A 16,696-nucleotide genomic window follows, 5' to 3' on the forward strand; every position below is an offset into this window, starting at 1 on the left:
CCAGCGAGAATAGCCTTACCCCCGGTCTACCACGGGCCCCTTCCTTCCTCCTCGTATTTCTTAATTAGTTCCATCATAAGTTTAGCATATAAGCCGGAGTGCTGGCCTTATTTTTTGTGAATAGGGAAGGTCGCTGGCCTTTGTGTTTTGGGTATGAAGGCCTAATTTTATAAATTCGTCCCTTTCAAGTATAACTGGAATAGTTCTTTCGACCGATAATAGAGATATGAGATTCTTTATAAATTTGGTTGAATGAGTTGTATAAATTGGGATGTGGGGGATGGAAGTGAAGAAATTAAAATCGGCTAGGGTCAGCTTTTTGGTCATGTGCTTCGTCATCAGCATGGCGTTATCCGTCAAGGCCGCAGATTCCGGGTTTACTGATATTAATGAAACGCACTGGGCATATCAGGCTATTGAGTGGGCTTCAGGGAATGAAGTAGTTCAGGGGTATTCGGATGGAACCTTTCGTCCAGGCGATGAGGTGACCGAAGCTGAGTTTCTGACGATGTTTATCCGCAATTTCCGAACGGTGGATGCCGGCAACGCGGGGCAGCATTGGGCCGATCCCATCTACCAGATAGCAAAGGAGAATAATTATCCTGTTCGAAGCTATGACGTGGATACATATCGGGATACCGTCATTACTCGAGCGGGCATAGCCGAGATTATCGCGGCAGCGGATGGCACCCATTACACAGGCAGCAATGCTATTCAGTATCTGCTGGATAAGAAATATAGCTCCGGGAAAACCGCGCCAACGGTTGAAGGCTATCAAGGGCAGGATTCCTTGACGCGCGCTGAAGCCGTCCAATTTATTAAAAACCTGCGTGAACAAGGGATGGAGGATATTTCACCCCGTCCGCGGGAAGCTGAACCGGAAGTGAAGAAAGAGGAAGTGTCGGAGGCCCGCAACAAGGAACCGCATCCATCGGATGGGGAGCGAAGTCAGGATCGGGATCGTGAAATAGGGCAAGAAATTTCTGCAGCAGATACCGGGGCGGAAGAAGGACTGAGCGAATACGATCATCTATTGTTGCAGGATGGGATGTCCCCTTTGAGCAGCAAAGAGCAACAATTGGCCGATCTCATTAATGAGTATCGGGAAGAGCTCGGGCTGCCCGCTATGCAAGTATCCAAGTCCTTGACCAAAGTGGCGCGCTATCATGTGTATGACTCCCATGTTAACCAGCCTTCTGGGGAAGATTGCAATTTGCACAGTTGGTCGGATAAGGGAGATTGGACAGGGGGCTGCTACACAAGAGACCATAAGAACGCCTCCCTTATGTGGGACAAGCCTAAAGAAATCACTAATAACAGCTATGAGGGACTTGGCTTTGAAATATCGTATTGGAACTCTCTGGAGGCTACACCAACTAATGCGTTAGAGGGATGGAAGAAAAGCCCAGGACATAATGACGTCATAATTGGAGTCGATTATTGGAGTAAACTTCGATTCATGGGAGTCTCTGTGGAAGGAAACTACGCTCATGTCTGGTTCGGGATCGAAGAAGATCCGAATGGATATTTTGAATAGAGAAAGCTCATAAAAAATAATGGGTATTCAGATTTTAGAGTGGAAAGGGCTTATAATTCGCCCTTCTCCATTTTACATTCATAGTTGTTGGTTGGGTATTTTCTCGGTTTCCATCTTTATCATGAAAGATTCATATTTAAAGCAGGACGCACACCATAACCGTCTATACTGTTATTCCCATAGCTGCGAACACTGCAACCTGTACCTACAAAAAACGCACGTGAAGGCTTGTTTCCTTGTGTTCGCAGCCACCACCAGGAAAAGCCAACTTCTTCGCCGTCTCTGATGATATAGTTATCTTTGTTCGTTTTATCATATACATATAAGCTGCATCCATCGGGCTTTTTCGTCTTGGCAAAATCGGTTCCAACAGCGCGCCTCAAATCCTTGCCGTGGCTCTCGGATAAATCGTTTATCTCGGCAACGCTTAGCAGAAAGACCTTGTCCTCCGTATCCGGGCAGCCCTCTCCGTTGTCCGTGCAATGAGTTGTCTTTATGAATTGCTTTTCAGCGTCACTGAATGCGGCGTTATAGAATTCATCATTCAGCCATTCGCGCAAATCGCAGTCATGCCACGTCATTTCCATGCAATCACGCCACTTCAGATTCGCGCTCTTGCCGTGATACCTCTTGCAGTCCAAAATATACTCACTCAAAACAAACAGCTCGCTTCCTGAATTTTGAAGAACCCGCCATTTAATCGATCTAAAAAACCGGAGGCTAATCTCGAATGGAGAGAAGCTTCCGGTCTTCTTATGTCGTTATTTGATCTTCTTTACTTTATCAATATCCATCTCGTTCTGAAAAATTCTCGCGGCCATATATTGATGCTCAACCTTATTTTCCCTTAGCTCGTACATAACTTCATCAAACCTTTTATCTACCTGCTCGAACCGCTTGTCAATTTGCTCAAACCTTCTCTGGTTCTCATCCTTCATTTCTTCAATGACGGCTTTAATCGTTCCTATAGATAGAATAAGATCACTCAACATGGTCTCGATCTGGTTTAGCTTTTGTTCAGACAAAGGGCATCACCTCCGTGCGAATATTTGTTCCTATATTATATCATTTTTTCATAGGGAAAACAATAATTTAAACATAGTGATAACAATAATAATATTATTATTGATAATAATATTATACTTTTGATATTGTATTATCTTGATATATAAATTGAACTAATGATTAGCTCATGAAGTGGAGAAAGAAAGATGCTTCCAGGGCGAGTTTTGGCTTTGTATTCCAACCATCCGAAGGCCCATCTATATAGAAGGAATCTGTTGGTTTCGGGGTCCCCGAAAAGTACCTGGAATTGCTTCGAAGCTCATCTTCACTTTTTGGGGAAGGAGTATGATGTTTGAAGCTTCGGAGGCACTTTCCTTCGGAACGGAATGATAGCTTTCTTTAGTTCAACATATATAGATAGCGCTATTGAAATATTCGTCCATATTTAATAGCCAATCGCGAGAATTGAAATACTTACATAAATCACTCTTCATCGTGAACATATTCGAGGATATCCCCAGGCTGGCAGTCAAGGGTTTCACAAATGGCTTCCAGTGTGGAGAAGCGAATCGCTTTAACTTTGCCTGTTTTCAGATTCGATAAATTGACGTTAGAAATGCCGATTTGATCAGCCAAATCGTTCAATTTCATTTTTTTATCAGCCAATACCCGATCTAAGCGGATAATAATCGGCATTGTGCTCAACCCCATCATTCATATTGTCATATCATGCTCCTCCTGTAGGTAAACCCCGTGCTTAAATACGTCGGAGACGATTAGGACCAGCAGACCGATGATAACTCCCTTCAAGGATATGCCAGACAAGTTGATCGCGAAAATATGGTTGACAAAAACCCAACAGAGAACATTGATTATAAGCTTTGCCAGCAGGGAGTACAGAATGACCGCTATGCCAAGTCTCTTCAAACGGACAATATTCGCTTTATCAAAAGGCCGGTTTCCTTTGACCATAGAACCTATTATATTTCTTATTTGTAATATCGAATAGATGTAGGTAATGAAAGTAAGGAACGTGCTGGAAAGCTCTGTGACCAAAAAGGCGGATTTGGCGCTAAATTTATCGGGACTGATCGGTTGAAAAAGCTGAAAGGGGATTAAGATGCTGCGCGAAGTCGTCTCGGACAATGCGACGGAGAATGACCAATGCGCGATCCCTTTCTCTGCGGTGAACTGCTCCTGTGGCTTCAGGCTGATCCAAACATCGGATGCTACCAACAGGATAAAAACAAGAATTACTCCCCACAAAAGCCACTGAAGCAATACATACATTTTTTGAAAATGGGCGGCAGCTTTCGTATTATTTCCCATCCCTCGTTTTTCCCTCCTTTTTCTTGTTTTTAATAGCATAACAGGGTTTAAAATGTTAAACAATAAAAATTTAATGATAAACGATAATTAATTTATGATTTGTATTAATAAAATTAAGAAAAATCTGCCCACTCTGTTCAATAAATGGGTTAAACTTGGGTGTCTCTGTGTGTTGGGAGTGGTAGCCAACAACAATTTTATTACAAATCCGTAAATGATGAATTGACATTTAATTTTTAGCGGACTATAATAACTAACAATTAATGGCCAATATTAAAAACACAATGAACAGGAGTAGTACGTGTCACTGGGTTTAGAGAACTGCGGGGTGGTGCAACGCAGCCGAAGGTGGAACGGAATCTCGCCTGGAAGTGGAACGATGGAACTTTGAAGGAATAGAGTCACGCTGTATTCCACATCAAGACAGTACATCGTTACGGTTGACCTCCGTGATCGGGTGCAGCGAAGTTGTCGTCCGGACACAGCTTCGTTGCTTGAGGTGGGTGGCATATCGAAGGGATGCCCCAACAAGAGTGGTACCGCGATTGGACTAACAGCCTGTCGTCTCTTAGAAGAGATGGCAGGCTTTTTTGTATGTATTTTTGAACCTCTATTTTTGGAAATCAAACCTATACAGCATAAAACGCAACGAACAGAAGCAGTAGAGCAAGCGCCGGGAATCAGAGAGCTGCGGGAAGGTGCGACGCAGTCGAAGGCAGGCTCGAACTCGTCTGGAAGCGGAACGGTGAAACCGTCAGGGAAGATGCAGAAGCAAGGCATCCCCCAGGCTTACTATATCGTTACGAACTCATCCCCGTTAACGGATGTCCCAAGGCTTGATGTGTATGCATTGGGGAACAAGGTGGGCTGCTTCGGGCAGCCAACGAGAGTGGTACCGCGAAGGTGTTTAACGCCTGTCGTCTCTTGATATGGAGATGGCAGGCGTTTTTGGTATTTAATTTCGACGAAACGAATAGCAAAAGGAGCTGGGTGGCAATGAACAGCAAAGGGAATGTTAACCAAGAAAATATTCGTAAAATACAAATTTTTGATACGACCTTGAGAGATGGAGAGCAGGCTCCAGGAGCGACTTTAACCTTTGAGCAAAAAATGGTGCTGGCACACCAGCTTGCGAAATTAGGCGTTGATGTAATGGAGCCTGGGTTTCCTATTTCCAGCCCAGGGGAATTCGCAGCGGTACGGCAAATTTCCCGGGAGCTGCAGCAGGTTGAAATTTGTGGCTTCGGCCGTGCGGTTAAAGAGGATATCGACGCGGCGCTGAAGGCGACTCAAGATGCGGAACGCCGCCGAATTCACATGTTCCTGTCCTCCTCGGATATTCATTTGCAGCATCAACTGCGGAAGTCCCGTCAGGAGGTGGTGGCGATGGCCCGGGAAATGGTCGCCTATGCCAAACAGTATGTAAATACCATCGAATTCACGACAATGGATGCCACTCGTACCGACATTAATTTTCTGGTGGAGATGGTCGAGGCTGTTATTGCTGAAGGAGCAACGATCATTAACTTGCCGGATACGGTCGGTTACGCGCTGCCGGAGGAATACGGGAATATGTTCCGCAGAGTTCGTCAAGAAGCGCGCGGCGGAGATACGGTGCAATACAGCGCCCATTGCCATAATGATCTGGGGCTGGCGGTAGCCAATAGCTTGGCGGCAATCCAAGCGGGAGCATCGCAAATTGAGGTGACGATGAACGGTGTCGGAGAGCGGACGGGGAATTGTTCCCTGGAGGAGCTGGTTATGGCAATAGAAACGCGAAAAGCGGCGCTTCAGGTTGGAACGGGAATATCGTCAGAACATATTTACGAAACCTCGCGGATGGTCAGCCGGGCGATGCATTTTCCCATTGCCTACAATAAACCGGTTGTGGGACGCAATGCTTTCCAGCATGAATCGGGAATCCACCAGGACGGTTTGTTAAAGCACCGCAGCACCTATGAAATTATGGATCCGGAGCAGCTGGGAATTCCGCGCAGCATGATTATTCTGGGCAAACATTCGGGACGACACGCCCTGAAGCACCGGATTGCGCAATTTGGCGTTACGTTGAATGAAGGGGAACTGGAGACCGTTTACCGGCAGTTTAAGGAAGTCGCCGATGAGCAGAAAATCGTAACAGATGACCGCTTGCTGGAAATTGTCGGGCATTCCGTTCGTCAGGATGAAGCCGTGGAGGCATACTCGCTCATCGATCTGCAGGTTGTGGCCGGAAGCCAGCGGGCCCGCGTCGCTTCGGTAACGATTCGCGATCAACGACAAGGAATGGAGCAGTCCTACTCCGGGGTTGGCGACGGTCCGCTCGAGGCTGTAATCAACTGTATTCAGCAAGCGATTCCGGTAGCCGCCGAATTCGAAGATTTGGAGATTCATTCCTTATCATCCGGAGAAGAAGCGCACGGTGAGGCAATCGTTACGATTACCCATGACGAGCAGACGTATCGAGGAACTTCGATGCACAAGGACATCGTTCTTGCCGCCGCGCAAGCTTACATCTCCGCATGCAATCAAGCGGTTATGCGATAAGCCATGTATCCATATTCACTTCCTGGCAAACCGGTAATTTTCCGGTGGAGATGACGCTGCGGGACCGAGTCTGGTGCAGTCCGGAATAGCCAGAGAATCGCCGGAATGTTAGACTATATAAGAATGGAGCGGAAGGGATGGGGCGATACGCTTGAAGATAGGAGTGGGGACGAGGAATGCTCAAATATACGATTTGCTATATACGATGGAAGGATAGTCTACTATTATTAAATCGGAAATCACCTCCGGTTATGGGATTGTGGCACGGAGTAGGAGGCAAGCTTGAGCCGGGGGAAACTCCTGTGAACAGCGTCCTGAGGGAGGTTGCGGAAGAAACCGGTCTTCTTTTGAATAGCGTCAAAGACAAAGGAAAGATAACCTGGGAGGTAGAGGGAGCCTCTTTCGGGGGAATGTATGCCTTTTTGACGGAGCTTCCTGATCCTGAACGTTACGCCACTCCTCGCTTGACAGAAGAGGGAATACTCGATTGGAAGCCGGTCGAATGGGTGCTCGACCCGAGGAACGAAGGAATTCCCTCTCATGCCCGGCACTATTTGCCCCTGCTTCTTAACGATCCGTCAGCGTATGATCATCAATTTGTATTCGTTGATGGGAGGCTGGTCAGTTATTCTTCCGTGAAACTAACTTCCGGTATCGTTGCTGAATCGCCGGTTAAGCTCATTTAGGTGCGGATTATTGGATACGGAGAATCGGACGAAAATGTAAATTCAATCCCCTATATATTCATATATCTTGAGAAGAATAAAAGGCGAGGAGATTCTATCGCTTTGAAAGGGGAAGCGGCGGAATCCTCCCCATCCCATTATGAGATTACTAGGAGAGTTGGTTAAGATGAAAGACGTTAATGACGTGGTTCGCATTATGGGAGTTCCGGTTGCCAAGCTGAGTATGGATCAGACGGTGCAGTGGCTGACGGAGCGATTGAAGACCGGTGGAACGGAGCTGTGTCATGTGGTGACCGCGAATCCGGAGATGGTTATGAACCAGCAGCACGATCAAGAGCTTAAACAAATCATCCATGAGGCCGAGCTGGTGACTCCGGATGGTATTGGCATGGTGATGGCTGCCAAGTGGAAAGGGGAGCCTGTGCCGGAGAGGGTAACCGGGTATGACCTTTTGCTTCGGCTGCTGGAGGCTGGCGGTCAGCACGGCTGGTCTTTTTATTTCTTGGGTACGGATGAGGAGACTAACCGGAAAGCGGTAGAAATCATCCGGAATCGTTATCCCGGGGTGCAAATCGCAGGGAGTCATCATGGATTTTTTGCCCCGGAAGAGGAAGACAGACTCGTCACCGAAATACGGAAGGCTCAGCCGGATTTTCTTATAGTGGCGTTAGGAATACCACGTGCGGAAAAATGGATTCACCATTACAAGAATCAGCTTGGAGCCAAAGTGGCCATTGGGGTGGGCGGCAGTCTCGATGTCATAGCGGGTAAAGTGAAGGGCGCTCCCGAGATATGGAAACGGCTTAATCTGGAATGGCTGTATCGGCTTCTTCGGCAGCCATCCCGTTGGAGACGACAGCTCGTTTTGCCCAAATTTGCGGTGAAGGCGTATTTGACCCGTAATGAATAGCGAGTCGCGAATAGATAAGGAAAAGAAGCTCAGACGATCGGGCTTGTCCGGTCATCCTGAGCTTCTTCTCGTGAGTGCCGATTATTGCTCGGCGGTCAATTGCTTGTAAGTGTCGTCTCCCAGAATTCTGCGGGAGGTGACGTACCTTTTGGCGTAATACTTCTCATCCATGCGGCTGATTGTTACGCCTTCATCCGTTGCGGAGTGGGCAAACTCTCCATCTCCCATATAAACGCCAACATGGGAAATTCCATTGCCGTCGGTATTGAAGAATACGAGATCACCAACCCTTAGATCGGCTTTGTCCACCTCGGTTCCTTCTTTGGCCTGTGTCTTGGAACTGCGGGACAGTTCGATATCAAACTTGGCAAAGAGATACTTGGTGAACCCGGAGCAATCGAAGCCAGCTTCCGTCGTGCCTGCCCAGAGGTATGGAGTTCCTACAAGGGCGTCAACTTCTGCGCTGAGCGGCGTTTCTGCGGAAGCGCTTCCCAGCATGAAGCTGAATAGTAGTACAAAACTGAATAAACCGACGACTGCTTTTCTCAAAACAAGATGTCCCCTTCCACTTTATGCCTACGAGGTTAGCTTGAGGGTTCGGTTGAAGGTCCCCTATGATTCTTAATGAATGGAATCAATTCACCCAATGTGGTTCCCCCGTTTCCCATTGCAGAGGGAATTAGGCATTTTGTTGCATCGCACAAAATAACTATTCTTCATTAATATTAAAAATCCTTCTTGAAAAGCCAAATCACAACATTTTTCTCGGCGGCTCGCCCCAAATTCCCATTAAATGTAAAATGTTGACAAAAAAAAAGACCCTTCGGTCTATCCCGAAAGGTCTGAAGCTATACGATTAAGCTCTGTATGAAGCCTCCAGGCATTCCCTGTTCCTGTAGAGGATTAGGCGGTCTTGCTCGAATACCATTCGTGCTGGGCGGTTATCCCCCACACGGAGACGAAGGTTTCCACAAAGCGATACAGTTGATAGAGGAGAATGGCCCAGAAACCGGCCCATATAAATACGACGGATAGGACGGCTACGGAAATCAGGAAGGAGAGCAGCAGCAGGGCGGCGGCTATTCCGAGGATGGGCAGAAAGCCTTTAAGCAAGCAAGCCAATGATTGGAATAGCGGCCGGTTAGCGGTCCTCCCGAATTGCAAGTACATAACGGCTAGTCTAATCAGATAACCATAGATCAGGAGGCCTGCCGCCCACGGCAGCAAATGAACGAGCAAGGCTTCATAGGAGACAGCTTGGCTCAGCATTTTTTTTACAATGGGAATGAGAAAATAGATGGGTCCGAGCGTAATAATCATTTGCAGCAGGTAGTAGAGAAAGAAAGATTTATACAATTCCTTCATTCCTTTAAAAAAACGGTAGCCATTGTTTAAACGGGTATATTCTACAGAGTAATACAGAGCCGCATTTAGAAAAGGGGTCAGCAGCATTCTAGCCGCAAACAGCCCGAGTAATAGCCATACATAAGGGACAATCAAGTCGGTTTTCATTAGCTGGAATTGGATTTCTGCCAGAAAGAGCTTCACCCTTTCCGGGGAGGCGTTCCCCGGATAACGGTATAGTAAAGGGACAACTACCGATTTCACGAGCTCATACAAGGCGAATCCCCAGGCAAAGCGATACAGGAACAGAACCATAATGACGAAGGGCTGCCTTAAGGCTGATTTCCAGCCCAACCGGATAAATTGCAGCATTACGGACACCTCACCAGGAGACCCAGCCGAAGAAGGTCTCGATTATTTTGACAACACCGGTATTCCAACGAACCTTCCATTTCGTATCAATCGTAGCGTTCATGAAATTGTTAATCTTTTTATTTTCTAGAATGAGATTATTATCAGGATCGATTACGACCCACGAGAGCGGGGAGGTGTGACTGAGATTGAATACGATCTGACTGCCTTGACTGTCCCATAGTTTATCGATCTTGGTGCCGTCGGCAAAATGAAATTGTATCGGCACCGTATGATGCTGGGCTCCTTTGCGGGTAATAAGAACTTCATTCTCGTATCGATCCTGATCGGTTGGTAGGATGCGAATGTTATCTACTGCGTAATCGATCATTTGTTTGCCATAAACATATTGATTAAAGAAGTCCTCCCAGCTTTTTTTCGTAACGTCCTCCACCACATTCTGGAAATCTTTTGTGGACGGATGGCGGAACTTCCAGCGTTGGAAGTAGGTTTTCATAATTTGCTGCATCGTGCGGGGGCCGGCTTCCTGCTCAATGGCCATCAACACGAGCTTGCCGCGGATGTAGACATTGTCGGCATAATGGCTATGATCTCTATAGTCCCAGGCGTTAATAGTCAAGGATGCGGGGGAAGTGACATAAGCGGCCTCCAGCGGCAATCTCGGTTTCACCCCATATTCCTGCTCCATGACCTTGTCTTCGGCATAAGAGGTAAATCCTTCATCCAGCCATGCCTCTTCAAATTCATTGGAGGCCACCATTCCATAGAAAAATTGATGCCCGATCTCATGGACGACGACTCGCTCCAGGTTGAGGTCGGCTGTGTCTTCTGCGGCCCCCCAAGCGGTGATAAGCGTAGGATACTCCATTCCACCGGCTCCGTTGGCATTGCCTGGTGGAACGACGATAGACAGAGTGGAATAAGGATAAGTACCATACCATTCGCTGAAGCGGGCAAGCGATTTTTTGGCGGCCTGAAAGTAGCGTCCCTTCAACGACTCGTGCTTGGGATCGAGATACAATTTAATCTTCACCCCAGGAACGTTCGGGGCGGAGAAGGGCTCCTCATAATACTGAAAATGTGGAGAAGCGGCCCAAGCGAAGTCATGGACATCATCGGCATAAAACCGGTAGGTTTTGGTTTCATTCTGGACGACTGCGCTTTTCGTTGGGAAGCCGGTAGCTGCAACGGTATAGGTGGACGGCACCTTGATCTTGACATCATAGATTCCGAAGTCGGAATAGAATTCTGAATTTCCATGATACTGATGAATATTCCAGCCTTCGGTGGACCTTCCCCTCATGCCTTCCGTTTCGTACACGGCGATTTTGGGGAACCATTGTCCTGCCATATAAAAGTCATCCGCATATCCCATTCGTGCAAACACTTGCGGCAGCTTGACTTCAAAATCCATGCTTAGCGTTATTTTTTGCCCCGGCAAAACTGGCGCGGGCAGGGAGAGCTTGACCAATGTTCGGTCATCACGATTTCCGTCGTCAGGCTGAACGTACTCCATACGGGCGGTCAAGTCATGCCCGTCCGACGTAGTGACCGTCTGCAAGGTCATATTGCCGAAGCTTCCCGGCTTCTGCTCGTCTTGTCTGAGCCTTCCGGCTGATTCTTGGAAGAATGTCGTTTTTTTCGATTCAAAGGCGTTGGGGTACAGGTGCAGATAAAGCTCTTCAATGGGAAGCTTTCCCGGATGCTCCCAGGTTAAGGTCTGGCTGCCTGTTAATGATTTGCTGTCGGGCTGCAGCGCCACGGAAATGTGGTATTCCACAATTCTTCTGCTCATGGGCGGCGGGGCCGCAGGGTCCGGAGCCTGAACGCCTTGGGGAACCGGGTCTTTAAGGATAGGTTCCTGATGCAAAGAGGTGGACAAATGCTCCCCACTATGAGTAAGGAGTTGGATGCCGGCAGTCACAGCACAGCTGACAAAGACTACAAGCAACCAGATTGTGAAAGGTTTGGTAAGCTTAAATTTCATTAGTTCTCCCCCCGTTGACAAGCATCTACAGCATGTATATGTTTGCAAAAGCGGGAATATTAGCTAAAATAAAGAAAAGCACATCGATTTATAGAAAAGCGAGTGATGATCATGGAAGACCTAACAAAAGGCAAGAAGCTTAACGCATTAAATATAGTCAGCACCCGTGTGAATCATAGAGGATTTGGAGCGGGTTCTATTGATTTGAACAATGTGTCCGGAATTATTATTGACGGCGATGAAGCCTATCTGGACAATGGCACCTTGCATGCCAAGAGCAAGGTGGAGAAACGCATCCGCTTCTCGGCCAATAAGGAAGACGTCCCTAACGGCCGTAAATGCTGGATCATTTGGGTAGCGGTAGACCGGAATGAAGAAGGGCAGTTTTATGCCGGCTTGGCGGCTTGTGAAATGCTGATCGATTCGGAGGCCCGGAGAGGTTGGAAAATTCTCGCCGATCATGTGAACCGCATGGACAAAGCAATGAAGCGGCATGTGCTGGTAGAGAATTTAAACGAAACCGAGAAGAAACAGGTGAAGGATGTTTTAATGGGTCACAGTCTCGAATGGTGGGATCGTTCCAGCGATGAGCTGAAGGAAGCCTTGTCCGTTTAACCGGCAGAAATCTCCTTTTTTCATTGAACGGAAATTATGGCGATTGTGTGTCATCCGTTGAGAAGGTTGTTTAATAGGGGTATACTATGGAAAGTATATTTGCATCAATATACTAGGACAGCAAAAAAGCAGACGCTTTCGTCTGCTTTTTTGCGTTCTTTTACATTATAGAATGGATCAGTTTCGGGGCTCCCTAATCGTTCCACCATCGCTTCAGATGATCCCACCACGACTGATTGCTGGTTGCGGGCTGCGGCTGTTGAGTAGAGTCCGTTTTGGACTCTGCACAGTATTCCACGGGCTCCGTCCCTTGGACGAATACTTCCAGGCGGGAGGGAGTGCATGCGTCGTTAGCGAGCTTGCCCGTATCCGGATCAACGTACACGCTGGTCACACCGTCCGGAATGGGAAACAGCTTGGGCGGTACGGGATCCAGCGTTTTTTCCATGAATTCGGCAAAGATGGGAGCCGCTTTGTAGGAATCGGCCGTTGTAATGGCTTTATTGCGGTCGTACCCGACCCAAACCGCAGTCGAAAGCTCCGGAGTATATCCGACCATCCAGGCGTCATTGTTCGTCGTTCCGGTTTTCCCCGCCGCCGGTCGCTTAATGACACTGGAAACGCGATTGGCAGTTCCGCCCTGCTCGAACACACTTTGCATCATATTGGTCAGGATATAGGCGTAGGGAGCCTCAATGACTCTTTCCTTTTTGGGCTTGGCCTCATACAGCACTTTCCCTCTCGAATTAACTACTTTGAGCACTCCAATCGGCTCTACGCGGACTCCCTCATTGGCGATGATTCCAAAGGCGGAGGCCATTTCGTATGGACTGACGGGGTATGTGCCGAGCGCCAGAGACGGCAGCGGCTCCAGCGGGCTTGTGATCCCCATCCTGTGCGCCAAATCAATTACCTGATCGGCTCCTACATCCATAATAGTCTGAACGGCATAGATGTTATCGGACTTTGCAATCGCACGGCGCATGTCAATGAGCTTATTCTCATAATGATTGTTGAAATTGCTGGGGCGGTAAGTTTTCTTGCCGTCGTCGTATGTGAATTCCGTCGGCTCGCTCTTGTACTGGCTCACCGGAGTAAATCCGTTCTGCAGTGCAGCCAAGTAGACAAAAGGCTTAAAGGAGGATCCCGGCTGACGGGTTGTCGTAAATACGCGATTGTATTGATTCGTGTTGTAATCCTTGCCTCCGACCATCGCTTTAATATGCCCATTGCGGGGGTCGATAGAAATCAGGGCCCCCTGTAATTCCTCGTTCGACTTCAAATGCTTGCTGAGCACTTCCTCGGCGATATTTTGCGCTCTTAAATCCAAGGTTGTATAAATCCGTATGCCGCCTGTTTCAAATAAGGAATCCTCCAGCTTCAGCTTCTCGCTAACCCATTGCCGGATATAATCCTGGAAATAAGGGGCCTCCGATGACCTGTCCTTGGATAGATCGGAGAAGACCAACTTTTCCTGAGCTGCTCTATCCGCTTCTTCCCGAGTGATGAGATTCTGGTCGACCATCGTGTTCAGAATGATTTTTTGGCGGTTCAGGGCATTGTCCATATTATAGAAAGGCGAATAATATTTCGGCCCTTTAGGTACGCCCGCCAACAGGGCGCTTTCCCCCAAAGTTAAATCTTTGGCATTCTTGCCGAAAAAAAGCTGCGAGGCAGCCTGCACACCGTATGTAGAATGACCATAATAGATTTGATTCAAATATTGCTCGAGAATTTGATCCTTGCTCAGCTGCATCTCCATTTGAAGGGCGTAAGCCGCCTCTTTAATTTTCCGGGACCAGGTTCGGTCGTGATTCAAATATAAATTTCTCGCTAATTGCTGGGTGATCGTGCTTGCGCCTTGCTGCAGCGACATGGTTTTAATGTTGGTGGCCACAGCCCGGGCCAACCCTTTCGGATCCAGACCGAAATGATCATAAAACCTTCGATCCTCGATGGCAAGTGCGGCTTGCACCAAATAAGGCGAAATATCGTTTAAAGAAACGATTTGCCGATTTTGTCCGGCATGGAAGGAATCGATTAATTCCCCATGGATATCATAGATCTCAGATGTTTGCAGCGTAGTGGTTACAGGTAAAGCCTGGGAGCGCAAATAGAGCAGTGATAGGACAATGGCGGCTGTGAACAAAATTAATAAAGAGAACAGCAAAGAAACCAGCTTGCGAATTCGTCTCATCCAACTTATGCCGGATTTTTCATCGCCATTTCGCATCGCGCACACCCTCTTTCCCTTGGAAGCATAAAGATCATTATTCCTATTATGGAAAAGGTTGGGACCCGCTATTCATTCATGATCAAATTTTCTGGGCGGGCGGCCAATAATTCCTCGCTCAACAAACAGTATTCATTTACTAAAGTGGCGATGAGGTTTTTTTCATTGCAATTTTAGCGCGATTTACTATAATACAATTGTTGCTTTATTCGTTTGACGTTAATGATTCGTTGAAATTGAAAAAGTAATATAGGATCGGCCCTGAAATTTTAGGGTAAATGAAGGGTAGAAGCTGTTTTGAAGCAGGTTCGGCATGTATTCCTATTCCTACTAAAGAGCTGTCCTCAAGGAATACAACAAAAGGTTTCAAGCAAAGCTATTTTCAATAACCGAAAAGAGGGATAGGACCAATGGAGTTATGGTATACCGAGAAGCAAACGGAGTACTTCGGCATTACGGCAAAAATAAAAGAAACGTTAGTGGCAGAAAAGACAGAGTTTCAGGATCTGGCCATTATCGATACAGTAGAGTTCGGGCGGATGCTCGTTTTGGATGGAATGGTCATGACTACGGTCAAGGACGAATTTGTTTATCATGAAATGGTGGCTCATCCCGCGCTTTATACACATCCGAATCCTAAAAAGGTGCTCGTGGTTGGCGGCGGAGACGGGGGAGTCATCCGGGAAATTATGAAACACCCGGAAGTGGAAAAAGCGGTTCTGGTCGATATCGACGGCAAGGTGATTGAATATTCCAAAAAGTTTTTGCCGGAAATTGCTTGTGAACTGGAGAATCCGCGGGTAGAAGTCATTGTCAATGACGGTTACATGCATATTCATGACCACAAAAATGAATATGATGTCATTATGGTCGATTCTACAGAACCGGTAGGTCCGGCGGTGGAGCTGTTCAGCAAAGGCTTCTATCAGGGAATTTACGATGCTCTTAAGGAAGATGGAATTTTTGTAGCCCAAACGGATAACCCATGGTTCAAAGCAGATCTTATTCGCAAGGTGAATCACGATGTTCGTGAGATTTTCCCGATCGTTCGTGTCTATTGGGCCAATATCCCAACCTATCCGAGCGGCTTATGGACTTTTACAATGGGCAGCAAAAAGCATGACCCGCTGGCCGTGGAGGAAAGTGCTATTCCAGAAATCAATACTAAATATTACTCGCCGCGAATTCACAAGGCTTCGTTTGCACTGCCGAAATTTGTGGAAGAGCTTTGTAAATAAGGATGGGGGGAGATTGCCACATGCGGTTTGACGATGCTTATTCGGGCAATGTATTCATTGCCAGCTCATCGGACTATGATTCGTCCAAAGCGGTTATCTATGGCATGCCGATGGATTTTACGGTCAGCTTCCGCCCTGGCTCGCGGTTTGGCCCGGCGCGAATTAGAGAAGTATCCATTGGCCTGGAGGAATACAGTCCCTATTTGGATGCCGATCTGGCGGATGCAGCTTATTTTGACGCCGGTGATTTGCCGCTGCCTTTCGGCAATGCTGCGCGCAGCCTGGATATGATTGGCGAATACGTCAAAGGTTTGCTTAACGATGGCAAATTCCCGCTTGGTTTAGGGGGGGAGCACCTGGTCTCCTGGCCCGTCATCCGCGAGATGTATGCCAAATACTCGGACCTCGCCGTTATTCATATTGACGCGCATGCCGATTTGCGTGAGCAATACGAAGGGGAGCCGCTGTCGCACTCGACCCCGATTCGTAAAGCGGCGGAATGGATTGGCGGGCGCAACGTGTATCAGTTCGGTATTCGTTCCGGGACTCGTGAGGAATTTGAGTATGCGCGCAAACATCTCCATTTCTATCCGTTCGATGTTCTGGAGCCGCTCACCAAAGTGCTGCCGGAGCTGGCCGGTCGCCCGGTTTATGTTACGATCGATATCGATGTTCTCGATCCTTCGGCTGCGCCAGGAACCGGGACAGCCGAAGCGGGCGGGATTACCTCGAAGGAGCTGCTGGCCGCCGTTCATGCGATGGCCCGTTCGGACATTCATATTGTCGGGGCCGATGTGGTAGAGGTGGCTCCGGTCTATGACCCTTCCGAGCAGACACAGATAGTAGCGGCCAAGCTAGTCCGTGAAATGCTGCTTGGTTTTGTAAAGTAAGCCAAG

16 protein-coding genes, 1 riboswitch and 1 other annotated feature are annotated in these 16,696 nt (G+C 47.7%); of the genes, 8 read left to right on the top strand and 8 right to left on the bottom strand.

Annotation, left to right across the window (positions count from 1 at the left end; all coding sequences use genetic code 11):
* The first annotated feature begins 286 nt into the window (after positions 1 to 286).
* Positions 287 to 1,537: a CAP and S-layer homology domain-containing protein gene (locus tag KJS69_RS28400; protein WP_213587510.1), complete on the top strand. Its 1,251-nt coding sequence runs from the start codon at positions 287 to 289 to the stop codon at positions 1,535 to 1,537.
* Between the two features lie 119 nt (positions 1,538 to 1,656).
* Here KJS69_RS28400 and KJS69_RS28405 read toward each other — a convergent pair whose 3' ends face one another.
* The 4 genes from KJS69_RS28405 to KJS69_RS28420 all read right to left on the bottom strand — a co-directional run bounded on the left by KJS69_RS28405 (position 1,657) and on the right by KJS69_RS28420 (position 3,871).
* Positions 1,657 to 2,193, bottom strand: a complete 537-nt coding sequence (locus KJS69_RS28405) for a DUF6273 domain-containing protein (RefSeq protein ID WP_249730749.1) — start codon at positions 2,191 to 2,193, stop codon at positions 1,657 to 1,659.
* Positions 2,194 to 2,298: 105 nt separating this feature from the next.
* A complete protein-coding gene (locus tag KJS69_RS28410; protein WP_213587512.1) occupies positions 2,299 to 2,562 on the bottom strand; it encodes a hypothetical protein in 264 nt (87 codons plus the stop codon).
* Positions 2,563 to 3,025: 463 nt separating this feature from the next.
* The gene (locus KJS69_RS28415) at positions 3,026 to 3,238 is read right to left on the bottom strand and encodes a helix-turn-helix domain-containing protein (RefSeq protein WP_213587514.1); all 213 of its coding nucleotides are present in this window, start codon (positions 3,236 to 3,238) and stop codon (positions 3,026 to 3,028) included.
* Positions 3,239 to 3,256: 18 nt separating this feature from the next.
* A complete protein-coding gene (locus KJS69_RS28420; RefSeq protein WP_213587516.1) occupies positions 3,257 to 3,871 on the bottom strand; it encodes a DUF2975 domain-containing protein in 615 nt (204 codons plus the stop codon).
* Positions 3,872 to 4,146: 275 nt separating this feature from the next.
* Positions 4,147 to 4,443: a binding site (T-box leader), on the top strand.
* 44 nt (positions 4,444 to 4,487) lie between these two features.
* Here KJS69_RS28420 and KJS69_RS28425 point away from each other — a divergent pair.
* The 4 genes from KJS69_RS28425 to KJS69_RS28440 all read left to right on the top strand — a co-directional run bounded on the left by KJS69_RS28425 (position 4,488) and on the right by KJS69_RS28440 (position 8,011).
* Entirely contained in the window at positions 4,488 to 4,799 is a 312-nt protein-coding gene (locus tag KJS69_RS28425) for a hypothetical protein (RefSeq protein ID WP_213587518.1), read from the top strand.
* Positions 4,800 to 4,867: 68 nt separating this feature from the next.
* On the top strand, positions 4,868 to 6,415 hold the full coding sequence (locus KJS69_RS28430) for a 2-isopropylmalate synthase (protein WP_213587520.1): 1,548 nt from the start codon (positions 4,868 to 4,870) through the stop codon (positions 6,413 to 6,415).
* Positions 6,416 to 6,591: 176 nt separating this feature from the next.
* Positions 6,592 to 7,101 carry an NUDIX hydrolase gene (locus KJS69_RS28435; RefSeq protein ID WP_213587522.1) on the top strand — a complete coding sequence of 170 codons (510 nt, stop codon included), beginning with the start codon at positions 6,592 to 6,594 and terminating at the stop codon, positions 7,099 to 7,101.
* A 166-nt stretch (positions 7,102 to 7,267) separates the two neighbouring features.
* Entirely contained in the window at positions 7,268 to 8,011 is a 744-nt protein-coding gene (locus KJS69_RS28440; protein WP_213587524.1) for a WecB/TagA/CpsF family glycosyltransferase, read from the top strand.
* Positions 8,012 to 8,092: 81 nt separating this feature from the next.
* On the opposite strand, the gene KJS69_RS28445 is transcribed toward KJS69_RS28440, so the two are convergent.
* The 3 genes from KJS69_RS28445 to KJS69_RS28455 form a co-directional block, all read right to left on the bottom strand.
* Complete coding sequence (locus tag KJS69_RS28445; RefSeq protein WP_213587526.1) at positions 8,093 to 8,560, bottom strand: C40 family peptidase; 468 nt, start codon at positions 8,558 to 8,560, stop codon at positions 8,093 to 8,095.
* A 9-nt stretch (positions 8,561 to 8,569) separates the two neighbouring features.
* Positions 8,570 to 8,707: riboswitch (cyclic di-AMP (ydaO/yuaA leader) on the bottom strand.
* Between the two features lie 207 nt (positions 8,708 to 8,914).
* Entirely contained in the window at positions 8,915 to 9,727 is an 813-nt protein-coding gene (locus KJS69_RS28450; RefSeq protein WP_213587528.1) for a hypothetical protein, read from the bottom strand.
* Positions 9,728 to 9,737: 10 nt separating this feature from the next.
* Complete coding sequence (locus KJS69_RS28455; RefSeq protein ID WP_213587530.1) at positions 9,738 to 11,714, bottom strand: M1 family metallopeptidase; 1,977 nt, start codon at positions 11,712 to 11,714, stop codon at positions 9,738 to 9,740.
* Positions 11,715 to 11,825: 111 nt separating this feature from the next.
* Between KJS69_RS28455 and KJS69_RS28460 the strand changes: the two genes are divergently transcribed.
* Positions 11,826 to 12,329, top strand: coding sequence for a YwhD family protein (locus KJS69_RS28460; protein ID WP_249730750.1), 504 nt, complete (start codon positions 11,826 to 11,828; stop codon positions 12,327 to 12,329).
* A 193-nt stretch (positions 12,330 to 12,522) separates the two neighbouring features.
* Here KJS69_RS28460 and KJS69_RS28465 read toward each other — a convergent pair whose 3' ends face one another.
* A complete protein-coding gene (locus KJS69_RS28465) occupies positions 12,523 to 14,562 on the bottom strand; it encodes a transglycosylase domain-containing protein (RefSeq protein WP_213587534.1) in 2,040 nt (679 codons plus the stop codon).
* A 410-nt stretch (positions 14,563 to 14,972) separates the two neighbouring features.
* On the opposite strand from KJS69_RS28465, the gene speE reads away from it, so the two are divergent.
* Positions 14,973 to 15,800 carry a polyamine aminopropyltransferase gene (gene speE / locus KJS69_RS28470; protein WP_213587536.1) on the top strand — a complete coding sequence of 276 codons (828 nt, stop codon included), beginning with the start codon at positions 14,973 to 14,975 and terminating at the stop codon, positions 15,798 to 15,800.
* A 20-nt stretch (positions 15,801 to 15,820) separates the two neighbouring features.
* Positions 15,821 to 16,690, top strand: a complete 870-nt coding sequence (speB, locus tag KJS69_RS28475; RefSeq protein WP_213587538.1) for an agmatinase — start codon at positions 15,821 to 15,823, stop codon at positions 16,688 to 16,690.
* Positions 16,691 to 16,696 lie beyond the last annotated feature (6 nt).

Source organism: Paenibacillus sp. J2TS4, from assembly GCF_018403245.1.
In the GTDB taxonomy this organism is placed as follows: Bacteria; Bacillota; Bacilli; order Paenibacillales; family NBRC-103111; genus Paenibacillus_L.